The 22,975-nt window shown below is 68.3% G+C and carries 22 protein-coding genes; 12 read left to right on the top strand and 10 right to left on the bottom strand.

What is annotated here, in order from left to right; all coding sequences use genetic code 11:
- Positions 1-29: 29 nt before the first annotated feature.
- Positions 30-680 (top strand): Type 1 glutamine amidotransferase-like domain-containing protein, encoded by a 651-nt coding sequence (locus ITJ67_RS04045; protein ID WP_219820383.1) that lies wholly within the window; start codon positions 30-32, stop codon positions 678-680.
- 40 nt (positions 681-720) lie between these two features.
- Here the strand turns inward: ITJ67_RS04045 and ITJ67_RS04040 are convergent, their stop codons facing one another.
- Both ITJ67_RS04040 and ITJ67_RS04035 read right to left on the bottom strand, forming a co-directional pair.
- Positions 721-1,707 (bottom strand): alpha/beta hydrolase, encoded by a 987-nt coding sequence (locus ITJ67_RS04040; protein WP_194676824.1) that lies wholly within the window; start codon positions 1,705-1,707, stop codon positions 721-723.
- Entirely contained in the window at positions 1,700-3,172 is a 1,473-nt protein-coding gene (locus tag ITJ67_RS04035; RefSeq protein ID WP_194676823.1) for an MFS transporter, read from the bottom strand. Before ITJ67_RS04035 ends, ITJ67_RS04040 begins: the two co-directional genes overlap by 8 nt.
- A 226-nt stretch (positions 3,173-3,398) precedes the next feature.
- Here ITJ67_RS04035 and ITJ67_RS04030 point away from each other — a divergent pair, with 226 nt between their 5' ends.
- The gene (locus ITJ67_RS04030) at positions 3,399-3,992 is read left to right on the top strand and encodes a class I SAM-dependent methyltransferase (protein ID WP_194676822.1); all 594 of its coding nucleotides are present in this window, start codon (positions 3,399-3,401) and stop codon (positions 3,990-3,992) included.
- Between the two features lie 145 nt (positions 3,993-4,137).
- Here ITJ67_RS04030 and ITJ67_RS04025 read toward each other — a convergent pair whose 3' ends face one another.
- Complete coding sequence (locus tag ITJ67_RS04025) at positions 4,138-4,800, bottom strand: ThuA domain-containing protein (protein ID WP_194676821.1); 663 nt, start codon at positions 4,798-4,800, stop codon at positions 4,138-4,140.
- Between the two features lie 91 nt (positions 4,801-4,891).
- Here ITJ67_RS04025 and ITJ67_RS04020 point away from each other — a divergent pair, with 91 nt between their 5' ends.
- The 7 genes from ITJ67_RS04020 (at position 4,892) to ITJ67_RS03990 (ending at position 13,240) form a co-directional block, all read left to right on the top strand.
- Positions 4,892-5,998 (top strand): substrate-binding domain-containing protein, encoded by a 1,107-nt coding sequence (locus ITJ67_RS04020; protein WP_194676820.1) that lies wholly within the window; start codon positions 4,892-4,894, stop codon positions 5,996-5,998.
- An 86-nt stretch (positions 5,999-6,084) separates the two neighbouring features.
- Positions 6,085-7,377: an ABC transporter substrate-binding protein gene (locus tag ITJ67_RS04015; RefSeq protein ID WP_104301230.1), complete on the top strand. Its 1,293-nt coding sequence runs from the start codon at positions 6,085-6,087 to the stop codon at positions 7,375-7,377.
- A complete protein-coding gene (locus ITJ67_RS04010; protein WP_160074718.1) occupies positions 7,374-8,306 on the top strand; it encodes a carbohydrate ABC transporter permease in 933 nt (310 codons plus the stop codon). The genes ITJ67_RS04015 and ITJ67_RS04010 overlap by 4 nt, the downstream gene beginning before the upstream one ends.
- Positions 8,303-9,220 (top strand): carbohydrate ABC transporter permease, encoded by a 918-nt coding sequence (locus ITJ67_RS04005; protein WP_194676819.1) that lies wholly within the window; start codon positions 8,303-8,305, stop codon positions 9,218-9,220. Before ITJ67_RS04010 ends, ITJ67_RS04005 begins: the two co-directional genes overlap by 4 nt.
- Positions 9,217-10,221 (top strand): hydroxyacid dehydrogenase, encoded by a 1,005-nt coding sequence (locus ITJ67_RS04000; protein WP_323741381.1) that lies wholly within the window; start codon positions 9,217-9,219, stop codon positions 10,219-10,221. Before ITJ67_RS04005 ends, ITJ67_RS04000 begins: the two co-directional genes overlap by 4 nt.
- A gap of 68 nt (positions 10,222-10,289) precedes the next feature.
- The gene (locus ITJ67_RS03995) at positions 10,290-12,284 is read left to right on the top strand and encodes a DUF5074 domain-containing protein (RefSeq protein WP_194676818.1); all 1,995 of its coding nucleotides are present in this window, start codon (positions 10,290-10,292) and stop codon (positions 12,282-12,284) included.
- On the top strand, positions 12,281-13,240 hold the full coding sequence (locus ITJ67_RS03990) for a sugar kinase (protein ID WP_194676817.1): 960 nt from the start codon (positions 12,281-12,283) through the stop codon (positions 13,238-13,240). Before ITJ67_RS03995 ends, ITJ67_RS03990 begins: the two co-directional genes overlap by 4 nt.
- On the opposite strand, the gene ITJ67_RS03985 is transcribed toward ITJ67_RS03990, so the two are convergent.
- The 7 genes from ITJ67_RS03985 to ITJ67_RS03955 are packed head-to-tail and all read right to left on the bottom strand — an operon-like array spanning position 13,152 to position 21,118.
- A complete protein-coding gene (locus ITJ67_RS03985) occupies positions 13,152-14,462 on the bottom strand; it encodes an MFS transporter (protein WP_194676816.1) in 1,311 nt (436 codons plus the stop codon). The two genes, ITJ67_RS03990 and ITJ67_RS03985, sit on opposite strands and share 89 nt — an antisense overlap.
- Positions 14,459-15,691: a zinc-binding dehydrogenase gene (locus ITJ67_RS03980; RefSeq protein WP_323741380.1), complete on the bottom strand. Its 1,233-nt coding sequence runs from the start codon at positions 15,689-15,691 to the stop codon at positions 14,459-14,461. Before ITJ67_RS03980 ends, ITJ67_RS03985 begins: the two co-directional genes overlap by 4 nt.
- Positions 15,676-16,413 (bottom strand): phosphonatase-like hydrolase, encoded by a 738-nt coding sequence (locus ITJ67_RS03975; protein ID WP_194676815.1) that lies wholly within the window; start codon positions 16,411-16,413, stop codon positions 15,676-15,678. Before ITJ67_RS03975 ends, ITJ67_RS03980 begins: the two co-directional genes overlap by 16 nt.
- A complete protein-coding gene (locus tag ITJ67_RS03970; RefSeq protein ID WP_194676814.1) occupies positions 16,410-17,582 on the bottom strand; it encodes a TIGR03364 family FAD-dependent oxidoreductase in 1,173 nt (390 codons plus the stop codon). Before ITJ67_RS03970 ends, ITJ67_RS03975 begins: the two co-directional genes overlap by 4 nt.
- Positions 17,579-19,324: a PhnE/PtxC family ABC transporter permease gene (locus ITJ67_RS03965; RefSeq protein WP_194676813.1), complete on the bottom strand. Its 1,746-nt coding sequence runs from the start codon at positions 19,322-19,324 to the stop codon at positions 17,579-17,581. Before ITJ67_RS03965 ends, ITJ67_RS03970 begins: the two co-directional genes overlap by 4 nt.
- Entirely contained in the window at positions 19,321-20,148 is an 828-nt protein-coding gene (gene phnC, locus ITJ67_RS03960) for a phosphonate ABC transporter ATP-binding protein (protein WP_160074702.1), read from the bottom strand. Before phnC ends, ITJ67_RS03965 begins: the two co-directional genes overlap by 4 nt.
- Positions 20,149-20,197: 49 nt before the next feature.
- Complete coding sequence (locus ITJ67_RS03955; RefSeq protein WP_160074700.1) at positions 20,198-21,118, bottom strand: phosphate/phosphite/phosphonate ABC transporter substrate-binding protein; 921 nt, start codon at positions 21,116-21,118, stop codon at positions 20,198-20,200.
- Positions 21,119-21,327: 209 nt separating this feature from the next.
- On the opposite strand from ITJ67_RS03955, the gene ITJ67_RS03950 reads away from it, so the two are divergent.
- The 3 genes from ITJ67_RS03950 (at position 21,328) to ITJ67_RS03940 (ending at position 22,930) form a co-directional block, all read left to right on the top strand.
- A complete protein-coding gene (locus ITJ67_RS03950; protein ID WP_236558605.1) occupies positions 21,328-22,077 on the top strand; it encodes a GntR family transcriptional regulator in 750 nt (249 codons plus the stop codon).
- 154 nt (positions 22,078-22,231) lie between these two features.
- Complete coding sequence (locus ITJ67_RS03945) at positions 22,232-22,708, top strand: hypothetical protein (protein WP_160074698.1); 477 nt, start codon at positions 22,232-22,234, stop codon at positions 22,706-22,708.
- A gap of 3 nt (positions 22,709-22,711) precedes the next feature.
- Entirely contained in the window at positions 22,712-22,930 is a 219-nt protein-coding gene (locus ITJ67_RS03940) for a helix-turn-helix transcriptional regulator (protein WP_160074696.1), read from the top strand.
- Positions 22,931-22,975 lie beyond the last annotated feature (45 nt).

Genomic DNA, 22,975 nt, shown 5'->3' with positions numbered 1-22,975 from the left:
GCCTCCTGAGTTCGATGGAGCTGTCGGCGGTGGCTGATACCGTACCCGGCGTGAAGATCCTCCTGCTCTCTCGCTGTCCGGGTGCGCTGTCGTCTTTCCTCGCGGAGTCGACAGATCGCGAAGGCCCGCTCCGCCTCGGCTACATCGACGACGCCCAGGTGGCGTTCTCGGAAGCTCCGTTCGTGCGAGCAGAACGCGACTCTGTGGAGGAGCTGGGCCACGAGGTCGTCGGCATCACCGTTCGGGGCCTGAGCGTCGCCGAGTTCGAGCGCGTGCTCGGAGGGCTGGATGCGCTGTACGTGGCGAGCGGGAGCACCTTCGCGCTCCTTGAGGCGCTGCGCGTGTCTGGCTGCGACGCCCCCTTGGTCGAGCACGTGCGAGCGGGGCTCCCCTATGTCGGGTCCAGCGCCGGATCGATCATCGCGGGGCCCGATGTCACGCCCGCCTCCCTGATGGACGACCCCGCAGATGGGCCCCTGCTCACTGATCTCACCGGCCTCGGGCTGGTCGAGCAGACCGTCATCCCGCATGCGGATGGGCAGCTGCCGCCCTACCCACCGGACCTCATTCGCACGACGCTGGACACGTACGGAGCTGACTACCCGTTGCTCCCCCTCGCCGACGACCAGGCCCTCCTCGCCGATGGAACAAGTACGCGAGTGATCGACTCAAGCTGCTGATCGGAGTGCTCCGATCCTCACCGAACGATGTTCATATCTCTCATCGTGATTGCGTCGCGATGCCGAGAAGTCGCCTCGTCCAGTCGGCCAGCGCGGCGATGGCGCTTCGAGAGATGACCGCGCCCGGCATCATGCTCGTGAATCCGTGGAAGGCACCCGGCCACACGTGGAGTTCCGCGTCGCCGCCTGCTGCCCAGATGCTGCTCGCGTACGCGACTGTCTCATCACGAAAGACCTCGACGCTGCCGCAGTCGATGTAGGTGCGCGGGAGGTTGGAGAGATCGGTTGCTCGGGCGGGGGCGGCGAAGACGGAGACATCCTCGCCGGCGCGGCGGGATCCGAGATAGGCGTCCCATCCGAAGCGAGTCATCTGCCGATCCGCGACCCCGATGCCGTCGATCTGCCTGGTCGACACCGTGCAGTCCCGGTCGTCGAGCATCGGCGACACCAGGATCTGCGCCATCAGGGCTGGCCCTTTCCGTTCCCGGGAGAGAAGGGCCGTACCTGCGGCTAGCCCACCGCCAGCGCTCTGGCCGACGACGACGATGCGTTCTGGGTCGATGTCGAGCGCATCGGCGTTTGCTGCGACCCAGGCCAGCCCCGCGTAGCAGTCCTCGACCGGATACGGGTCGGGATACTCGGGGGCGAGGCGGTAGTCGACGCTGATGAGCACCACGTCGTGGTCGTTCAGGAGCCAGTCCTCGTATGAGTCCAGATTCCCCAGGTAGTGGCCGAACACCATGCCACCGCCGTGGATCGTGTAGAACGCGCTCGTGATCCCGGTGCGACCGATGCGCTGGACAACGGCGAGGGTGATCGGATCACCGAGGTGGCCTGGCACGGTGAGCGTCCGCCGTTCGTACCCGCGAGCCCGCAGCCGCTCGTCGAGTTCATCTTCCGTGATGTCGAGGCCGCGCAGGTGCGGGAGCATCTCGGTCGTGAGGGTGAGAGGCCCGTGCGCTTCGAGTGCGGTGAGGAAGGTGGCCAGCTCGGGATCGAAGGCCGGGCGAGGTGTGAGGTCAGACATCGGTGGACTCCTGTGTGGTGATCGACGCGGGAAGGGTGCGACGCGAACGTTGGATGCCGATGGCGACGAGCGCCGCAGCGAGGACGGTGATGCTCAGACCGGCGATGAGCATCGCGTCTTGCAACGATGCGAGTCGGTCCGGGGTCCAGGTCACCGTCGCGATAGTGCCGGCGACATGGGCGGCCAGGATCGTGCCAGCAGCGGTGATCCCGGCTGCGGTGGCGATCTCGCTCGCGGTGTCGACGAGGGCGGCACCGATGGAGGTGCGGTTCTCGGGGAGGCCGCGCAGGACGTTGTTCCCGGCGACGGCGCCGACGACCCGCATCCCGGCGGCGACGAGCACGAGCGCAAGCAGGATCCAGGCGTAACCGAAGCGACCCAGGAGCGCGAACACGGCAAGGCCCGCGACGACAGCGGTCGCGCTCATCCAGGCTGCTCGATCAAGACCCAGCCGTCTGACAACCGGGCCGACGAAGCGGCCGCTCACGAGAAGCACCACGATCTGCGGCAGCGTGGCGATCGCGGCGAGGGCGGGCGGCCACCCCCACGCGAGCTGCAATTGCACTGTGACCAGGTACGACAGCCCTGCCATCGCGAGGCCCGCGGCGGCCTTGTACGCCAGACCACTCGCGACCTGAGGCTGTCCGACGAGTCGCAAGTCCAGCAGCGGATGGCGCGCCATGCGGATACGGACCACGAATGCGACGGCCGCGACGACCGTGGCTGTCGCTGTGCTCCACTCCACAGTGACGTCGGCACCAGCGACGAACAGGGTCGGAGTGAGCAGGACGCCGACGACGGTTGCCGTGCCGAGGATCGCGCCGATCACATCGATGCGGTCGCGGTGAAGATCTGCTTGCTGGTCAGCGGCGATCCCCGCGCGAATGCCAAAGAAGGCGATCGCTGCGATCGGAGCATTGGCCACCATCAGTACCTGCCACGGTGACACGGCAAGAGCGAACCCGCCAATCGTGGGCCCGGCGGCGAGGCCCACCAACCCAGCAGTCGAGATGACCGTCAGCGCCCGCACGCGCAACTCGTCTCGAGCGAAGAGCCGGAAAGCCAACGCCATCGACCCTGGGGCTGTCATCGCCGCGGCGACTCCCATCAGCGCGCGTGCGGTGATGAGCTGCTCGATCGACGTGACGAACACGGTCAGCGCGCTCACGATCGCGAGCAACGTCAGGCCGGCGAGCATAATGCGGCGGCGACCGAACCGGTCAGCGACCGAACCGAACAGAAGCATGAGGCTGCCGAAGGCGAGCGAGTACGCCCCGGAGACCCACTGCAGCGAGGCGGTGGGTGCGATGAGCTCGCGCCCGATGGAGGGGAGCGCAACGTTCAGGACAGAATTGTCGAGCATCTCGAACAGGAACACCGCAGAGAGGCCGGTCAGCGCAACCCACGCATCGCGCAGACGTGGCGGGGGAGCCTGTACGGCGGCAGGCGTCGTGGATTCGAACATGAGCGCACTCCTTCAATGAAGAAGTGGCGACTCCGACGAGACCGCTTGTGCGTTTCCGTCTGCCTCAGCAGGACGGGATTTTTCCCTCTGCGTGAAGGCTAGCGCATCACCGCCCTATCCCGAGCGTGGTGACGGGCGCCGCATTCTCCAGGCCTGTCGTACCCGTCTTCCCGTGTGCCCTCCCAGGAGTCTCGGCGCTGGGTCGCGTTTCGCTAGCATCGGCTGAATGTCGAACACCACGGACGCGTACTCCCTCCGAGCCGACGAGTACAGCAGCCTCCTGGGTTCGATGGAGTCGGTGCACGACTCCGACCGTCAGCTCATCGACAGCTGGGCGGCGGCAGTCGAAGGTCGGGTGCTGGACGCCGGCTGCGGGCCCGGGCATTGGACGAACTACCTCGCCAGTCGCGGGCTCGAGGTCCGGGGCATCGACCTGGTCCCGGACTTCATCGAGCGTGCGCGCTCCTCCTATCCCGGCGTGCGATTCGATGTCGGGAGCATCTACGAGATCGACGAGCCCGACGACTCCCTCGGAGGCGTTCTGTCCTGGTACTCGACGATCCACCACGACCCGTCTCGCATCTCCGAACCCCTCACCGAGTTCGCTCGGGTCCTGCGCGCAGGCGGCCTGCTTGTCGTCGGGTATTTCGAAGGTCCCGCGTGCGAAGCGTTCGATCACGCCATCACAACCGCGTACCGGTGGCCGGCGAGCGAGCTCGAGCGAGCTCTGGAGGCGTGCGGATTCGAAGTACTCGAGTCCCATCGGCGAACGAGCAGAACCCACAGACCGCACGGCGCCGTCGTCTGCCGACTCGCTTGAGCCTGGCTGGACGGCTGGTGGCATCGCAGAACCTCAGCGCATCGAAACTCAGGGGCCTCGAGGCGTATCAGGAGGGATGCTTCGGCCCAGCCCTTCAGGCGAGTTCGAGTTTCCACTCAGCGACATTGCACTGCCCGTCGTCACCCTAGGGACGCAACCAGCGGATGAGTCGCCGGAGGAGCTCTCTGTGCTCGGGAGCTTCGAAGGATCGAGCGTCGTGCCCGAGCGCATCGTAGGCGGCCCGGCCGTACTCGGCCGTCTCGTCGCGAGTCCAGATGAGCGGGTGCGTCGAGCCATCGTGGTCGTGGGTGAGGAGCGTCCGCACGGCGTCGGCCACGCGCAGGTGGCTGTAGCGCTCATCGTTGATCGTGAAGTCCTCGATGCCGACGGTGATCGGGTCTGCAACGACCTGCACCCGGGTCTCATCCTGCTCCGGGTGCATGGAAACCCCTCGAATCCACCGCCCGCCGAGCGCTTCTTCCCATTCGGGGGACTCGGTGAAGCTGGTCGAGGAGACGTGCATGGCCAGCAGCGGGGTGCCGCTCCTGAGGAGTCGACGCAACCCGTCTCGGGCACTGGCCGTGGGTACCTCCCCGCCGTCGCGGGGAAGACCGAGGTTGACGACGAGCAGGTCGGGAGCGGGCGGCTCCGAGCTCAGAGTGGAATCGACATCGGTGGCGACAGTTGATGCGAATCCCTCTTCCTCGAGGAGCCGCACCAGCTGAGCGGTGGTTTCCGCGAAGGGATGCCAGGGGTCTGCGTAGCGTCCGACGCCGTTGAGGACGAGGGCGGTGAGTGGGGCGGGCATGTCCCGGAGTGTAGGTGACGCTCGCGCGGAGGGGTCGAGGTGTGTTTGCATTCGGGTGTTCTTGTTCGAATGAGTCCGTTTGGAGTACGCCATGGTCGCCGCCGCCCGTAGGGATGTCATTCTGCGTGAACTGGAGCTGCGCGGTTCCATCACCAACGCCGCATTGGCGGCGAGGCTCGGCGTCTCGCAGATGACCTTGCGACGCGATCTGATCGCGCTGGAATCGAACGGGTTGCTGGTGCGGGTGCACGGCGGAGCGCTCTCACCGGGAGTCGCAGTCCAGCAGGAGCGCGCCGATCCGCGCGCATCACGCGCGAGCGAACGCCCCGTGGCGACCATCGGGATGATCGTGCCCACGAGCGCGTACTACTTTCCGGAAGTGATCAGAGGGGCGAGCCAAGCCGCCCGTGAGCTGAACTGTCGACTGGTGGTGGGCGCGACAAGCTATTCCGAGGCGGAGGAGCTGCGCCAGGCGCAGCGCCTCATCGATCGAGGCGTGGATGCTCTCCTGATCACGCCGCACGACACGATCCACGAGGACTCGCCTCTGCTTGAGCTCCTGGAGCGCGCGCCGGTCCCGATCGTGGTCGTGGAGCGCTCGATCGACGAGGCGATGGCTGGCCGATTGGAGTGGGTGCGCTCAGACCACAGCTATGGCGCGGAGATCGCCGTGCGGCACCTCGTGGATGAAGGACACGAACGGATTGCCCTCGCCGCGCGCCCCGTTGCCACGGCCACCGGACTGAACATCGGGTACCAGCGGGCGATGCGCGCGACAGGGAACAAGGCCGGCCGGATGCGGCGGGAGCTCCCCCATCCCCCGGCCGGCCAGAACGTGCTCATCTCCGAGCTCACGCAGCTGCTGGACGACTGCCTCGCCCAGGGCGTGACCGCGGCGATCATTCTCGGCGACGCGGATTCGATGGCGTTCACGGACCTCGTCATCGAACGAGGCCTGCGTGTGCCCGAAGACTTCGGGGTGATCGCCTACGACGACGAGATCTCGGCCCTCGCGGCAGTGCCGCTGACGGCGGTTGCGCCACCCAAGCACGAACTCGGCCATACGGCGCTCCGCCTGGTCATGGATCGCCTTCGTCTGGGCGATGAGCGAGCGCGTTCTGTTGTGCGCATGATCCTCCTGCCGAGTCTCATCGTCCGGGAATCGACGCCTCGCACCGGAGATTCTGTGCGTTTGTGAGCGTTTGATGGATGAACGCTTGGCGCGTGGGGGTGGAGCATCGATGATCGATCCACACCACCGTTGTTGTCTCAGAGGAGTCCCTCATGCGTCTGCGTCGTCTCCCGATCCCCGCTGCCATCCTGGTCACGGCGATCGCTCTCACCGGCTGCGCGCCGACCGGTTCCGCGCCTGCTGCCCCACCGGCCGGTCCGGCCACCGGCGAGGTCACCTTCTGGTCCTCGCTGAGCGGCATGGCGGATGTCGCGGCCGCCTTCAACGCGAGCCAGGACGACATCACCGTCTCGTTCGAAGAGATCCCCAATGGCGCGAACGGCGGGTACACGAAGCTCGCGGCAGCGATCACCTCCGGCACGGGCCCGGATGTCGTCGGCATCGAGTACGACCGCCTGCCCGGGTTCGTCGCTTCCGGCCAGGTGCTCCCGCTGACGGACCTCGTCGATGAGGAGACGCGCTCCGCCTACGACGACCAGGTGGAGAACCTGGTCACGTTCGGCGACGACAGCTACGCCCTCCCGTACGACGCGCCTCCCCTCGTGAACTGGTACCGCCAGGACGTTCTCGACGCCGCCGGAGTTGCCGTTCCGACGACCTGGGAGGAGTTCGAGGCGGCGGCTCGTGCAGTGAAGGCGTGGAACCCCGACGCGTACCTCGCGAGCTTCTTCACGAACGAGCCACCGCTCGCCCCCTTGTCGTGGCAGGCCGGCGGGAAGTGGTTCTCCGCGGAGGACGACCACTGGAACGTCGCCGTGGACGACGCAGCGTCGGTGAAGGTGGCCGACTTCTGGCAGCGGCTGATCGATGAGGACCTGATCAAGAAGCAGCTCGGCTACAGCGATGAATGGACCGCGGACCTCGGCAACGGCACCGTGAACGGCTGGATCGGCGGCTCATGGAGCGCATCCGGGCTGAAGACGCGCACCGAGGCCGCTGGGCAGGCAGGCAAGTGGATCGCCGCGGCACCACCGACGTGGGACGGCGAACCGACCGGCGCGCTCAACGGGGGTACCGGCTTCGCGCTCGCAGAGACGAGCGAGAACACCGCGGCCGCTGCAGTGTTCCTCAAGTGGCTGGCGACAACCGAGGAAGCCGTGCAGGCCCGTGGCGCCGTGGGAACTGCGTACCTCGCCTACCCCGGCTTGAACGAGGTCGCCGAATCCGTCGCCCCCGTCGACTACTACGGCAACGACATCTACCAGGTCTTCGACGACGCGTCCGCGAACCTCGCCCCGTGGGCCTGGGGCCCCAGCTACGACATCACGAGCACTGAGCTGAAGGAAGGCGTCACCAGCGCCCCAACCCTCGCCGACGCGCTCAGCAGCACGCAAACGGGAACCGTCGAAGGTCTCGAGGGGCTCGGGCTGGACGTGACCGAATGACACTCCTCAAGCGCGTTCAACCCAGGGCGCCGCGCCGCACCGGAGTGTCGGGCACGGGCGGGCGCACCGCCGCGATCTTCCTGGTCCCGTTCTTCGCCCTCTTCCTGGTCACCATGATCGCCCCGGTCGTCTACGCGATCGGCATGAGCCTGTTCGCCGAGTCCCGCTCCGGCCTGGGCTTCGGTGAGACGACAACAGAGTTCGTGGGACTCGGGAACTACATCTCCGTCCTCTCGGACCAGAGCTTCATCGAAGGGTTCGGCCGGCTGGCCATCTACTGCGTGCTCTACGTTCCCGTCCTGCTGCTGGTCGCGCTGACGCTGGCGTTGCTGCTGGACGCGGGCGTCACCTACGCGAAGCGCACCTTCCAGCTCCTCCTGTTCCTGCCTCACGCGGTTCCCGGCGTGATCGCCGCACTCATCTGGGCCTACCTCTATACCCCCGGTGTCAGCCCGATCGTGAAGGCGCTCGCCTCCGGCGGGATCGAGATCAACTTCCTCTCGGTCGAACTGGTCCTGCCGTCCATGGTCAACATCGCCGTGTGGGAATGGGCCGGATACAACGTCATCATCCTCTTCACGGCTCTGCAGGCCGTGTCCCGCGAAGTGCTCGAGGCAGCCCGCATCGACGGCGCCGGCGGGATCCGAACCGCCATCTCCATCAAGACGCCCCTCATCGCCCCAGCCCTGGGAGTTGCGCTGCTGTTCACCGTCATCGGCTCGCTGCAGCTCTTCACCGAGCCCCGCATCCTCTCCTCCGCCACGACGGCAGTGACCAGCACCTGGGTGCCCAACATGTGGGCCTACGACGCGGCCTTCAACCGCAACAACCTCCCAGAGGCGGCCGCGGCCTCCATCGTGCTCGCAGCGCTCGCTGGAGTCCTGTCCTGGGCCGTGACCCGATTCACCTCGAAGGAGCCCACATCATGACCGCGACGCTCGACACCGTTGACGCACCGACCGTCTCGACCGAGCCGCCCACGGCTCCGCCACGTCGCCGCCGCGCGCGGCGCCGCTCCGGTGGCGCTGCACTCACGGTCAACGGCCTGCTGATCGTCGGCACCGCCTACATGGTGCTGCCCCTGCTCTGGCTCGTCTTCGCGGTCACCAAGGACGCCTCCGGCCTGTACTCCGGAGACGCGTTCTCCATAGGGAGCGACTTCTTCGCGAACATGTCGCGACTCCTCACGCAGGACGACGGCATCTTCCTGCGGTGGCTTGCGAACAGCATCCTCTACGCCGGTGCGGGAGCGATCATCGGAGGATTCGTCGCTCTGATGGCCGGCTACGCGTTCGACAAGTTCATCTTCACGGGCAGCAGACCCCTCTACGCCCTGGTCCTCGTCGGTGTCCTCATCCCCAACACGGCAACCGTCATCCCGCTCTATCTCCTCGCCGCGTCCGTCGGCGCGACGAACACGATCTGGGCTGTGCTCATCCCCGCCTTCTGCAACCCGTTCAGCGTGTACCTCGCCCGCGTCTTCAGCGCCGGCTACCTCCCCAATGAAGTCCTCGAGGCGGCCCGGGTGGACGGGGCTGGCCCCATCCGCACCTTCCTGCAGATCGGGTTCCCGATGCTGCTCCCAGGTTTCGTGACCATCGCCCTGTTCCAGTTCGTTGGCGTGTGGAACAACTTCATGCTGCCGCTGATCATGCTGCAGGACCGAAGCCTCTTCCCCTCCAGCGTCGGCATCGCGCTCTGGCAGAGCCAGGTGCAGCAGAACCCGGACTTCTCCACCCTGGTCATCGCCGGCTCCTTCCTCTCCATCGTGCCCCTCGTGATCGCGTTCGTGATGCTGCAGCGCTTCTGGCGTGCTGGCCTCAGCGCCGGGAGTGTGAAGTGAGTCCCCGCAAACGCGTCGCCTTCGCGATGACCACGGCCGCGCTGAACCGCGTCTTCCCACCCCGGCAGATCGATGCGATCGCTGAGACCGCCGACGTCCTCGGGCACATCGTCGAGTTCGAGTCCGACCGGGCTCGGGGCATCCTCGCGGACGTGGAGGTGCTGATCACCGGCTGGGGCTCTCCTCGCGTCGACACCCGCGTCCTCGCCGCCGCCCCGAACCTGGAGGCGATCCTGCACTCTGCCGGCACCATCAAGCCCTACGTGAGCGAAGCTGTCGTTCACAGCGGGATCAGGGTGAGTACTGCGGCGGCGGCGAACGCCGTGCCCGTCGCCGAGTACACCGTCGCGATGATCGTCTTGGCCGCGAAGCGCGTCCTGCCCATGGCGCGTCACTACCGGGACGCTCGACGAGCGTTCGACGTCGAGAGCAGCTACCCCCAGCTGGGGGCGTTCGAGAAGCGCGTCGGAATCGTCGGCGCGTCCACGATCGGCCGTCTCGTGATCGAGCTCCTGCGCGCCTACCGCTTCGAGGTCGTCGTCTACGACCCGTATCTCAGCGACGACGAGGCGGCGCACCTTGCGGTCACGAGCGTCGGGCTGGATGAGCTGCTCGCCACAAGCGACGTCGTCTCGGTCCACGCCCCGTCCCTCCCCAGCACGCACAATCTGATCGACGCCCGCGGCATCAACCTGATGCGCGCGGATGCGACGCTCATCAACACCGCGCGGGGCGAGATCATCGACCAGGATGCCCTGACCGCTCGCGTCGTCGCCGGCGAGCTGTACGCGATCCTGGATGTCACCGTCCCCTGGATCCTCGAGGCCGAACACCCCCTCTACGTGGCGGAGCGTGCCCTGCTCACGCCCCACATCGCCGGCTCGTACGGCACTGAACTCGGTCGTCTCGCCGAGTCCGTGCGGGAAGAGCTGGCGCGCCTCTCCAGCGGTGACGATCTCGCACACGGTCTCACGGCGGCACGGTTCGCGGTCACCGCCTGAACCCCAACCCCAGCAACAGCCCCGCGGGGCGCCCTCTTGCACCCGACGTTCTCATTCAGGGAGTCCCCATGTCTCAGATCTCTCGCCGCACCGTCCTCACCGCTCTCGGCACGACCGTCGCATTGGCCGCCTTCGCGACCCCCTCCTACGCTGAGGATGCCGCCCCTCGCGCACCGAGGATCACCTCGCTCGGCCCCGCCATAGAGCAGTACGCGTTGATGAGCAGCGTGCTGCTGGACGGCGTCGCCTACATCGGATCCCGGAACCTGGAGACCACCGGCGTCATCGCGCTCGACATCGCATCAGGAAAGGTCATCGCCTCCACCACGGTCGGCAACGGGCACAGCATCCAAGCGCTCGGGCTCGACCCGATTCGGCGCTTGCTGTACATCGGAGTTCTGCAGAAGTCGACCGGCAGCCGACCCAATGTGTTCCGGTGGGACCTGGACAGCCCGAACAGCCCGGCGACCGCGATCGGCGCTATCGGCGATCGCGATGTGCGTGCCCTCGCGGTCGCGCCAGACGGAGTGCTCTTCGCTGTCGGCGGGGGTGGGACGACGGCCCCCGCGCTCTGGCAACACGACCCCGCGGTCGGAGGCCTCGTGAGTCTCGGCGTGCCGGATGCGAATGTCACCCTGGCACGGACGGTCGCCGCGACCGACCAGACTGTCTACTTCGGCGCCGGGAGCACCCTCGGTGGCGGCGGCAGCACCAGCCGCGCCGCCCTGTACGCCTTCGATCGAGCCGCAGCCCAGTTCTCGAACATCACCCCAGCGGAGATGACGAACGACCCGAGCATTCGTGATCTCGCCGTCGTCGACGAGCAGCTGCTCGTCTCCACTGCCGGCGCCGCAGAATCGAGCAAGATCGCCCGTCTCGAGCTGGCGGATCCCACTTCCTACTCGCTGGCGGCCTCCATCGGCAAGGTCGCCAAGAACTTCGCTGTCCTCGACGACACCGTCTACTGCGCCAACGAGACGGGCATCCTCTCCTGGGACCCCTCAGGAACGACCGTGCGACAGCTCGATCTCAAGGGGCTGGATCTCGGGGAGATCTGGGGCTTGGACGCTCTCGACGGGGCCCTCGTCGCGACCTCCGGATACGCGATCGTCGCCGTGGTCACGCTGCCCGATGCAGCCACGCGCGTCATCGACCTCGGTGAGGCGGGTGCCCCCATCGGACCGCAGGCCTGCATGGGCATCGCCGTCGGCGCTGGATACGCCTACGTCGGCGGCAATGGCGGTGTAGCCCGGCACAACCTCAGGACGGGGGACGTCTTCAACCTCACGATCCCTGGCGAGGCGAAAGACGCCGAGGTCATCGACGGCGTCCTCTACACGGGCCAGTACAGCGGCCAGGGCATCTGGGCGCACGACCCTCGAACCGGCACCACGACCCGGCGCGTGGCCAGCTTCCCGGAAGCTCAGAATCGCCCCCTGGACACCACCTGGGATGCCTGCAACGAGCTGCTCCTCGTCGCCGCACAGGCGGACACCGAGGGCGGTGGCTCCCTGTGGACCTACAAGCCCGCCACAGGGGTCGCGAGCATCGCGGTCAACCCGATCGACGACATCCAGCTCGTGCGTGCCGTCGCAACCGCCGACGGTGTCGCGTACCTCGGCGGGGACAACGCCCAGAAGACCGGGCCGCGCGGCACCATCGTCGCCTGGGACCCCACGCTGCAGAGCGAGCTCTGGCGGGTGGAGACGAACCAGGCCAATGGCATCGCCGCGCTCGCTGTCCAGGGCGAGCACCTGTTCGCGATCACCATCAAGGGCACGCTGATCGTCATCGATCGCACTGAGCGTGCCATCGTGCACACGTCCGACCAGCGGTCCCTCACCCCGGGCTTCGCGGCGATGACCAATGCCGGCGGCAGCGTCTACGTCGTCACGGACACGACCCTGTTCCGCATCGACCCGCAGACATTCGTGATCACGGTCGTCGTCGCCGGCATCGATGGCGGCTGGTACAGCGGGCCGCACCTCGCGGCCGACAAGCGCGGTGCCATCTACACGCTCCGCTCCCGCGAGCTCGTCCGCATCGAAGACCAAGCCCGGTGACCGCGCCGACTCTGCGCTTCGTCGGCCTCGATGTCGGCGGCACGAAGACCCACGTTGCTTTCGAGGACACCTCGGGGCTGCGCGGGGAGCTCGTCGTTTCTTCCACGGAGTGGCGACGGGGCTCCCTCTTCTCCGACACAGGCAACCTCAAGCGCCTTGCTGGCATCGTCCACGACCACGGGAGCGTGGACGCCGAGACCAGCGTCGCAGCTGGCCTGAACGGTGTCGACACTCCCGAACAAGCCCGCCGTGCCGAGTGCGAACTCTCCAGCGCACTCGGCACGGGGCTCATCACCGTCTCCAACGACGCGGAACTCCTTGGTCATGCCCTGGGTCCCGAGCCCTCCCTGCAGCTGATCGTGGGAACTGGAACCGTCCTGGTAGGACGTGACCAGTCCGGCGCTCCACTGCGCGCAATGGGGTACGGCTGGCGGTTCAACGACTTCGGCAGCGCTCCAGCGCTCGTCCGTGAAGCGCTTCGTGAGCTGCACCGCCTCGCTGATCACACGACTACCGGCCCAGACCCTCTCGCTGAGCTGCTGCAGGCTGCATACGGAGCAACGGACCTCACCGAGCTCACACTCGCGATATCCGACCGGGCCAGCCTGACCGAGTGGGGAGGCCACGCGCCTCTCATCTTCGAAGCCGCAGATCTGGGCTCCCCCAGCGCCATCAGGGTGATCGCTGATGCGGCCGACTACATCGCCGCCGCCGTGCACGCGCTGCGGCAGCGGGGTGCAGTCGGCGAACGCATCGTGGCGGCGGGCGGTGTCATCACCAACCAGCCCCGGCTCCAGAGCGCACTCCGGGCTGCGCTCACAGCAATCGGGGAGCCGTTGCAGCTGCTCGTGCTCGAACGCCCGCCGGTCACCGGAGCGCTTGTCGTTGCCAGTCTTCGTCACCGCGATCTGCGCAGGGCCCCTGATGTCCCAGCGCCCCACGCCCCACTTCCGTGAGGTGAGCACCTCGTCGAGGCCGCTCGAAGACGAGGAGCGCCCCGACCGCCGCGACTCCGGCCAGGAGCGCGACCGCGAGCGGGAACGAGCCCACCGCAGCAGCGAGAGCGACCCCCGCAACCGGGGCGAGCGCGATCGACGCCGTGATCGGGGCGCTGAACACCCCGTTGAGCGTGCCGAGCCGTTCGGTGCCCCAGCGCTCGACGACGGCGGTGGCCTGCACGAGCGTCAACGCACCGCGGGCCGCCCCGGCGAGCAGCGCGAGGAGAACGAGCACGGCGAACGGACCCGAGATGAGCGCGAACGCCACGAGCGTGAGGGTCGCGACTGCGCCCACGAGCAGTGCGCGCAGCGGCAGCGGAACGACGCGGTTGAGTGCGGTGAAGAGCACGCGGCCCACGACCTGCCCCACGCCCACGAGCCCGAGCAGCAGGGCAGCCGCTCTCGCGTCGATGCCCCGCTCGGAGAGCAGCGGGATGAGGTTGATGGACACGGCGTAGACGCTGAACGAGAGGAGCGTCACGCCGAGGCAGAGCCTGATGAAGCGACTGCTCCTCACAACGACCGGATTCCCCATCCGCTCCCCGTTCGGCACCTGTCGGGGCGCGGGGTCGCGTCTCGGCAGCAGGAGCGCGTGCAGCGGGATCGTGACGACGGCGAGGAGAGCAGCGAGCACGAGGTAGGTGCCGCGCCAACCGACAACCTCGGCGAGCAGAGTCGCGCCCGGCACGTACAGCGTCGAGGCGAGGCCGGCAACGAGGGTGACCACCAGGAGAGGTCTTCCGGCGGTTGCTCCGTAGCGGAGCCCGATGACCGTGAAGGCGGCCTGGTAGAGCACGCCCGCCTGCGCGACACCGACCACGACCCAGGCGACGACGAACATGGGGAAGGTGCTGGCTGTGGCCACGAGCGCGACACCGGCAGTGGCGAGTGCCGATGACCACGCCATGACGACGCGGCCCCCGAAGCGGTCGAGCAGACCCCCGAATCCGACGCCGACGCCGGCGGAGACGAGAAGACCCGCGGAGAACGCGGCCATGACGCTGACGAGACTCCATCCGGTGTCGGCGACGATCTCGGCGGCGACCGCGGGGAGGACGTAGTAGAGCGTGCCCCAGCTGATGAGCTGCGTCACGCAGAGGGTGACCAGCACCGGATCCGGACGCCACCGCGTCTTCTGTGCTCCCGAGCGCTGAGGAGACGTGGCAGCGGAGGCGGTCATCTGGGGGTGACCGCTGCTTCGACCTCGCGGGTACGCCGCTGGCCACGCGGGGCAGTCCCCGCGTCGCACGATGTCGACAGGTCTATGCCGACGCGTATCGGTCCCCCGGTGGCAGCCAGCGCGACGCCGTCTCCGAGACGCTCGAGGGGGAAGGTGGCCTCGACGAGTTCCGCGAACGGCCACCGGTCGGCGCTGCCTTCGACGAACTCGAGAGCCGCCGCCAGGTCGGCCGAAGTGTAGTTGTGGACGCCGCGGACGGTCACGAGACCCCGGACGAGGGATTCGGGGTCGAGGGCGACGGGCTCGGTGGGGAAGACGCTGCCGACGAGGACGACGGCACCGCCGATCTCGACGGCGTCGAGCGCGGCGGATACGGCGACTCGCGACCCGGAGGCCTCGATGACGATGTCCGGACCAGGCAGGCCGAGCCCCGCCCAGGTCTCGGCCGCGGCGCCGGGATCACCGGGGTCGATGGCCGCGTGCGCGCCGAAGCGCGCGGCGAGGTCCCGCCGTTTGTCGTCCGGGTCAGCGACGACGACCGTGCACCCGCGGTCGCGCGCGAGCGCCGCGACGGTGAGGCCGATGAGCCCGGCCCCGGAGACCAGCACCGCGGGCGAGTCGACCTCGACGACGCGGAGCGCGGCGCGCATCGCGGCGACCGCGGTCGCCGTGCCGCAGGTGACGGGGGCGAGGGCAGCAGCCGGCGTCGTCTCGTCGACGGCGACGATGTCCGTTCCCGACCGCAGATGCATGTGCGTCGCGAACCCGCCGCTCAGCTCCCACCTGGTGGTGAGGCGCTCGTGCCCGTACTTGAGCAGGTTCCGGCACTTCTGTGTCAGCCCTCGCGTGCAGCGGTCGCATTCGCCGCAGCTGGCCATCACCGACCAGACGATCCGAGCACCGGGCTCGAGGGCTTCCCCGTCGATGGTGCGGGCGCCGCCGTCACCGGTCGCGACGACCCTGCCCACGTACTCGTGGCCGAGCACTCCGGGCGCCGGGGACTGCCGGTGGCCGAGCATGGTGTGCACGTCGGAGCCGCAGATCGTCGCGAACTCGAGGGCCACGAGCACCTCCCCCGGCCCGAGCACGACGTCGGGCACGGCGACAGCCTCCAGCGGCCTCTCGACGCCGAGCCACACCATGGCCGTCGCGGCGGGCTGCAGGTGGATCCGAAGCGCAGACGGCTCTTCGACTCTCGGCGCCGCGGCCGACGTCACGATGCGGGCCACTGGAACGCGGGCAGCTCGCGGAGCGCGGCGACGCTCTCGATGACGGCGTGGGCGCCACTCGCTTCGAGCGTCTCCTGGTCGTGGGCGCCGCTGAGCACGCCGACTGCGAGGCCGGCCCCCGCGCGAAGTCCCGATTGCACGTCGCTCGCGGTGTCTCCCACCACGGCGACGGCCGCGACGCTCGAGGTTCCGGTGCGCAGCACGGCGCTCAGCACGAGGTCGGGGGCGGGACGGCCACGGCCGACGTCTGCGGGCGACAGCGCGAGATCGACGAGCTGCTCCCAGCCGAGGGCTCGGAGGATCGCGTCGCGCGTGACCGGCGCGAAGCCTGTCGTCAGCACGACTGAGAGACCGGCGCCTCGTAGGGACTCGATCGTCTCCCGCGCGCCCGGGATCTCCTCGACCCCCTCTTCCTCGACGAGCTCGGCGTAGGCGACTTCGAATGCGGCGGTCGCCTCCGCTGCGGCTGCGGTGTCTCCGTTCGCGAGGTGCGTGAAGACGTCGAGCTTCGATTGGCCCATCGTCTCGCGGACGTAGGCGAGCGCCTCGGGCCATGGGAGATGCGCGGCGACCCCCGTGCGGTTCGCGGCACGCTCGAACGCGCGCTCCACGACGCCGTCGTCGAGCACGGTCGTTCCTGCCATGTCGAGCACGACGAGCTCGAGGGGCACGCGAACGGACGCGGCAGTCTGCGCCTGCGCGGAAGTGGTGAGGGTCGTCATCTCAGGCCTTTCGAAGGTGTTCGAGCGGACACGGCGTCCAGCTCGAGAGCAAGGTGGTGCTCGGCGAGGCCGAGCCCGGTGGTCATGCCGATGCCCGTCGTCGCCGCAATGGCGAGCACGCCCGGCTGCGGGCGTTCGACGAGGAACTCGTTCGGTGCGGCCGCGTACACGCCCTGCCAGCGTTCCCGGACGCGCAGCGGCCCGACCTCGAGGAGCCGGTCGGCTTCGGCGAGCATGAGGTTCACGGCTGCCTCGGATTGGAAGGGCGACACCGTCACGCCACGCCAGTGCGTGTCGCCGACCAGCAGCGAGCCGTCTGGGAGCTGCGTGAACATCTGGTTGAGGTCGATCGCCGCGAGGTCCGGGCGTTCGCCGTGGAGGCGTTCGCGGACCGCCGAAGCCTCCGGGAGCCCGGCGAACCCGCGGTAGCGGATGAGCGACCAGCCGGTGAGGAGCGGGGCGCCGAGCGGCCTCGCGAGCGGCGCATCCACTCGCAGCATGTCGAGCGCGCACCGTTCGACGGCATTCTCCTCGGCGGCATCCGGGAGGAGCTGGTCGATGTCGTGGTTGACGGCGACGACCACGAGCCCCGTGGCGATATCACCCCGGCTCGTCTCGACGACGCCGCTGCGGACGCGGCCGACGGCCGTGCGCATCCGGAACTCGACGCCCATGCTCTGCAGGCGGCGGATGATCGCGGCGACCGCGGAACGCGGATCGGTCTGCAGGTCTGCCGCCAGGAATGCGCCACCGGCCGCGACGCCGTGTCTCACCGGGGTGCGATCGGCGACCTCGGCCGCATCGAGCATCCGGATCTCCTCCCCGACGGGGAGTCGGTCGGCTTCACCGAGCGGAGAGCGCCTGGCAGCGTCGAGCAGCGCCAGCTCATCGTCGTGCCGAGCGACGACGACGGTGCCCGTCTCCCGAAGCCAGAACCCGGCATCGGTCGCGAGCTGCAGCCAGAGTTCCCGGGCCAGCACTCCGTACCGTCGGGCATCGCCCGTCTGCGGCGTGAAGCACAGGTGCCCGAAGTTGCGGATGCTCGCACCGATCGGCTCGCTCGTGCGGTCGACGACGACAACCGACAGGCCTCGCTTGGCTGCAGCGTAGGCGGCACCGAGACCGACGATGCCGGAGCCGACGACGGTGACGTCGAAGCCGCGGCTCATCGGAACACCCGCCGCATCCACATCGCGAGGCCCTCGACCAGGAGCACGGTGACCAGGATCATGAGCACGATGGCCGTCACGAGCGGGTAGTTCGAGCCCTGTCCTGCGTTGAGGAGGTAGTAGCCGACGCCACCGCCTCCGACGATGCCGAGCAGCGTCGCCGCGCGGATGTTCGTGTCGAGCAGGTAGAAGGTGTGGCCGATGAGGGCGGGCGTGCCCTGCGGCAGTGTCGCGCTGGCGTAGGTCTGCAGGCGGGTCGCTCCGGTCGCTCGGAGTGCCGTCTCGGGGCCGCGGCGCACCTCCTCGAAGGAGTCGGCGATGAGCTTGCCAAGCAGGCCGATGCCGCCGATCGCCAGTGCGATCGTGCCCGCCTGCGTGCCGAGCCCCGTGATGATGATGAGCACGATCGCGAGGATCACCTCGGGGATGCCGCGGATGCCGACGAGCAGCAGGCGCATCCCTCCCTGCACGGTGCGGTTCGGCGCGACGTTCCGGGCGGCGAGGGAGCCGATGACGAGGGAGACCAGGAAGGTGAGGAGCGTTGCCGCGAACGCGATGGCGATCGTGTCGCGCATCGCCTCGAGCATGGTCGCGAGGTCGTAGACGCCGAACGACGGCGGCCAGAACTGCACGGCGATCTCGGGGATGCGGGCCCAGAACGTGAGGAAGTCGAGCCAGTTGATGTCGGCGAACGTGACGGCGGCGACCACGACGAGCGCTGCCACCCACCCCCAGACGACGTGGCTCACGCGGGTCGCGTTCCAGGGGCGGCGGATCGCTTCCGCGGGCGACCGGAAGCGCCGTGCGCCGCCGAGCTGGCCGCTTTGCGAGGTGCCTCGCGAGCCGCGCATCCGGTCGACGAGCCGGTCGATGGGGTTGCGGCTGCCTTCGTGACCGCCGAGCATCGCGGCGCGCACCAGGCTCGAGACCACCTCCATCGCGACGCAGAGGACGAAGATGACAAGCGCGATGCCGAGGCCCAGCGAGTAGTCGAGCGACTTGAAGGCGGTCGACATCTCGAGGCCGAGCCCCGCGACGCCGACGTAGCCGAGGATCACGGAGCCGCGAAGGTTGATGTCGTTGCGGTGGAGCACCGTCGCGACCCACGACGGCAGCACCTGGGGCAGCACTCCCGACGTGAACTCCTGCAGCTTGGAGCCACCGGCTGCGCGGATCGCGAGGCGCGGCCCCTCGTCGATCTGCTCGATCGCGTCGGCGAACATCTTCGAGATCATGCCGATCGAATGGATGCCGATCGCCAGAATTCCAGGAAGCGACCCGAGGGAGAACATGAGCACGAAGACCATGGCGAGGACCACGTCGGGAAGCGCGCGGGTGAAGACACCGAGGAAGCGGGCGGCGGCGCGCCAGGACCGGCCTGGGGTCGTGTTCGCGGCCGCCAAGTACGCGACCGGAATCGAGACGACGGCGGCGAAGAGCGTGCCGCACAGCACCAGACCCAGGGTGAGGCCCGTGAGCTCGAGCAGCTCGGGCCATTCCGGGAAGGCGAGTCCGCCGACGCGGGTGAAGAAGCGCTCGGCGTTGGACCAGCTCTCGAGCATCGCCGGCACGGAGATGTCGATCTCGATGAGCGCGGCGACCGCGATGCCCGCGAGCGCGAGGAGGGTGAGGACGGCGGCGATGCGCTCTGGGGTTCGGCGCTGGCGAGGAGCGCGAGCCTCGACGTCCGTCTGCTGAGGGGCGGATGTGCGCGGGGGCGGGGGCGCAACGGTCGCGGTCATCGTGCCGCCTCCGCCGCGAGGAGTTCGTTCTGCACGGCCTCGAGCTCGGCGGTGCTGGTGGCGACCCGGCCGTAGATCTCCATGACCTCGGCCTTGGTGAGGCCTTCGACAGGGGTGTCCAGCACGACTGCCCCGTGGCGGAGCCCGACGATGCGGTCCGCCCAGGAGATGGCGAGGTCGACCTGGTGGAGGCTGCAGACCACGGTCAGGCCATCCGCGGCGGCGATCTCGCGGATGAGACGCATGACCTGCTCGCTCGACTCGGGGTCGAGAGAGGCGACGGGCTCGTCGGCGAGGAGGATGTCCGGGCGCTGCATCAGGGCGCGCGCGATGGCGACGCGCTGCTGCTGGCCGCCGGAGAGCGTGTCAGCGCGCTGGTAGGCGCGGTCGAGCAGGCCGACCCGGTCGAGGTGGCCCAGCGCCTCCAGCTTCCTCGCCTTGGAGTAGCCGAACAGTCCGAGGCGCGGGCCGCGGATGGTGGCGAGCGCCCCGGTCAGCACGTTCTCGAGCACCGTGAGCGACGGCACGAGCTCGAACTGCTGGAAGATGAACCCCACCCTGCTGCGCAGCCGCCGGAGTGGGCGGCCGCGCAGTCGCGACACCTGATCGCCGAGGACGGTCACGTCTCCCGACGTGGGCTGCTCGAGCGCGTTCAGGTGGCGCAGCAGGGTGGATTTGCCGGACCCGGAGAGGCCGAGCAGCACGACCATCTCGCCGCGAGCGACCTCCAGGCTCACGCTATCGAGCGCGGTGGTCTCGCCGAAGCGCTTGGTGACGTCGGCAAGCGAGATCACTGGGGACGTGTTGTCAGCGGTGGTGCTCATGTCGGTGCTCATCTCGGGTCTCGGCTGATCAGACGGGGTCAGGCGTGGGTCAGCTCTGGCACTGCGTGGCGTTCGTCGCCTCGCAGATGTCGCGGACCGTGTCGTAGTACTGGTCGTCAACCGGCTTGGTCTCGAAGAAGACGCTGCGGAAGCCCTCGCTGTCTGCGCTCTCCACGCCGGCGGCGATGATGTCGTCGATCGTGACCTCGGAGAGGATGTCCCGGAGCTGCTGCTTCAGGTCGTCCGGCAGCTTGTCGGACTCGACGATGGGGGCACCGGGGACCATGGTCTCGGCGATGACCTTCACCTTGTCGGATTTCTCGACCTCGCTGTCTTCGGCGAAGCCTGCCTCGCACTCGACGCCTTCGCCCACCTTCTGCACGCTCACGTCGTGCTTGCCTGCCATGACGGGAGTGATGTCCGCTTCGGGGTCGATGCCTGCTTCGAGGAGGTTGTAGCTCGGGAAGAGGTAGCCGGAGGTGGAGGAGGGGTCGACGAAGCAGACCTTCTTGCCCGCGAGGTCTTCGATCGATGCGATGTCGCTGTCGACGGGCACGATGGCCTGCGAGTAGTAGCCGGGCTCCTGGCCCTCGGACGTCACGATGGAGGAGATCGGGGTGAGCTCGGCGCCGTTGTTCGTGGCGGTGACGTAGGTGAACCCGGAGAAGGACGCCACGTCGACCTTGCCGGCGATCGCGGCTTCGATGAGCGCCGCGTAGTCCGTGGACTCGTGGTACTCGACGGTCTTGCCCGTCTCGAGCGCGATGTAGTCCATGAGCGGCTGGTAGTTGGTCTCGGTGTCGACGGAGTCGGGGACGACGCCGAAGACGAGGGTGTTCGAGTCGACGGCGAAGCCGGAGGAGTCGGTGGATCCGGAGGCGTCTGCTGCGGGCGTGGAGCAGGCGGCGAGGCTGAGTGCGAGGATGCCGGCGCCTGCGAGGGCGATCGCGGGCTTGAGAGCGCGGGTCATGTGCTGTGCCTTTCGGGCGGGGTCTCGGAGCGGGACGTGAAGAGACTGCCAGAGACACCACCAACCTGTATGCCTATCTTCGCACAATTCACGAGTTGTTCACCTATGTTGAAGACTTCGGCAACCAGGCTTCGCGAGAAAAGGCCTTTAAGAGCCCGGTTTCATGCTCCACCAGCACGCTGGAGGGCATGAGCAAGTAGTATGCCTATGTGACCGACGTTATGTACAAGCAGATCGCTGACGACCTCCGACGACGCATCGCCAGCGGTCAACTCGCACCCGGCGATGACGTCCCGTCCGAAGGGGAGCTCGCCGAGCGCTGGAGCACCTCCCGGGGCCCGGTCCGCAACGCGCTCGCGGCACTGCGCAGCGAGGGCCTCATCGAGACCGGCCGCGGTCGACCGGCCCGGGTCGTCGAGCGCAAAGCCCACCAGGCCGTCGACGTGTCCATCCCGTTCACGAAGTGGGCCAAGGAGATCGGCACCGTTCCTGGCGCCGAGACGCAGGAGGTGAGCCTGCGGCGTCCAGACCCAGCGCAGGCTGAGATCTTCGGGATCGACCCGTCCCAGCTTGTTGTGCACGTCCTTCGACTCCGCAGCCTCGACGGCCGGCCGACGATGCTCGAGCGCCTCACGTTCACGGAGGAAGTCGGACGCCACCTCTTCGAGGTCGACCTGAACACCGTGTCCATCACCGAGTTCCTCGACAGCCGCGGCTACGGCTACAACGACATCGACCACGAGATCGACGCGAAGGCCGCCGATGCACTGGACGCCAGGCTGCTGGAGATCGAGGAAGGATCCCCCGTCCTGCGCCTGCGCCGGGTGACGCGAGACAACGACGGCCGCGTCTTCGAGGTCTCCGACGACCGCTACCGGAGCGACATCGTGCGCTTCACGGTGTCAGCATCCGGCAGGTCGCAGCGGGGGACGCACTACGTGCGGCCGATCGCGTTCTGACCTTCGCCGGTCGGCATCCGAGGCCGCCGGTACTGCCATCTGCCGACCCCCTTGGGCCCGCCTGAACGGGCGCTGGCCTCACGCTTGTGTCAAGCGTGCTTGACGTGTATAACTATCTCGACAGTCAAGTTAGCTTTACACATGGGAGTGAGACATGGACACCGAGAGTTCTTCGTACACAGCGGACACTCGAAGCCGGTGGGGCCGAGTGAAGTTCGGTGGTCACTGGTCTGCACTCTGGCTGGCGATCCCCTCCGGCCTGCTCCTCGCCTGCGTCATCGCAACGATTCTGGTGCTGACCGGGTCCGCCGGCCCGCACCCACTCGTCGGGTGGTTTGCGACGGTACTGGTGTCGTTCTGGGCCTGTGCTGGCCTCGTGTGGGCGCTGTCCGTCGACCGAGACAGCCTCCGAGGAGCCACCCCGCGCCCCGAGCAGTCGGTGGAGTCGGCATGGATCGAACGCGCGACGAGCGGAGCGTTCGGCGACACCCTGCTCGTGACCGGACTCGGCACCGCGGTCATCGCGGTCGGGAACCTCGACATTCCAGCACTCCTGGCCCTGGTCGCCGTGATCGTCGTCGCGATGGGATCGGTGAGCATCCGGTATGGCCTCGAGCGAAGGCGAGGCTAGTTCGTGAAGAACGCGCTCCCCGACCTTCGCAAACAACGCGGGTGGTCGCAGCAGCGCCTCGCGGAGGAGCTCGGCGTCTCCCGCCAGACGGTCATCTCCATCGAGCGCGGCCGCTTCGACCCCTCGCTGCCCCTCGCGTTCCGCCTCGCGCGCGTCTTCGAGTGCCCGATCGAGAGCATCTTCGACGACGATGACGCCGACGGGGCCGACGACGCCGAGTGACGGGTCCCGCCTGACGACTCCCGCAGGCATCCGCGAGAAGGGCCG

The sequence above is a fragment of the Pseudoclavibacter sp. VKM Ac-2867 genome (assembly GCF_015351275.1).
GTDB lineage: Bacteria > Actinomycetota > Actinomycetes > Actinomycetales > Microbacteriaceae > Pseudoclavibacter.
Note: the sequence above shows the minus strand (reverse complement) of the source record. Positions and strands in the feature narration are given on the sequence as shown.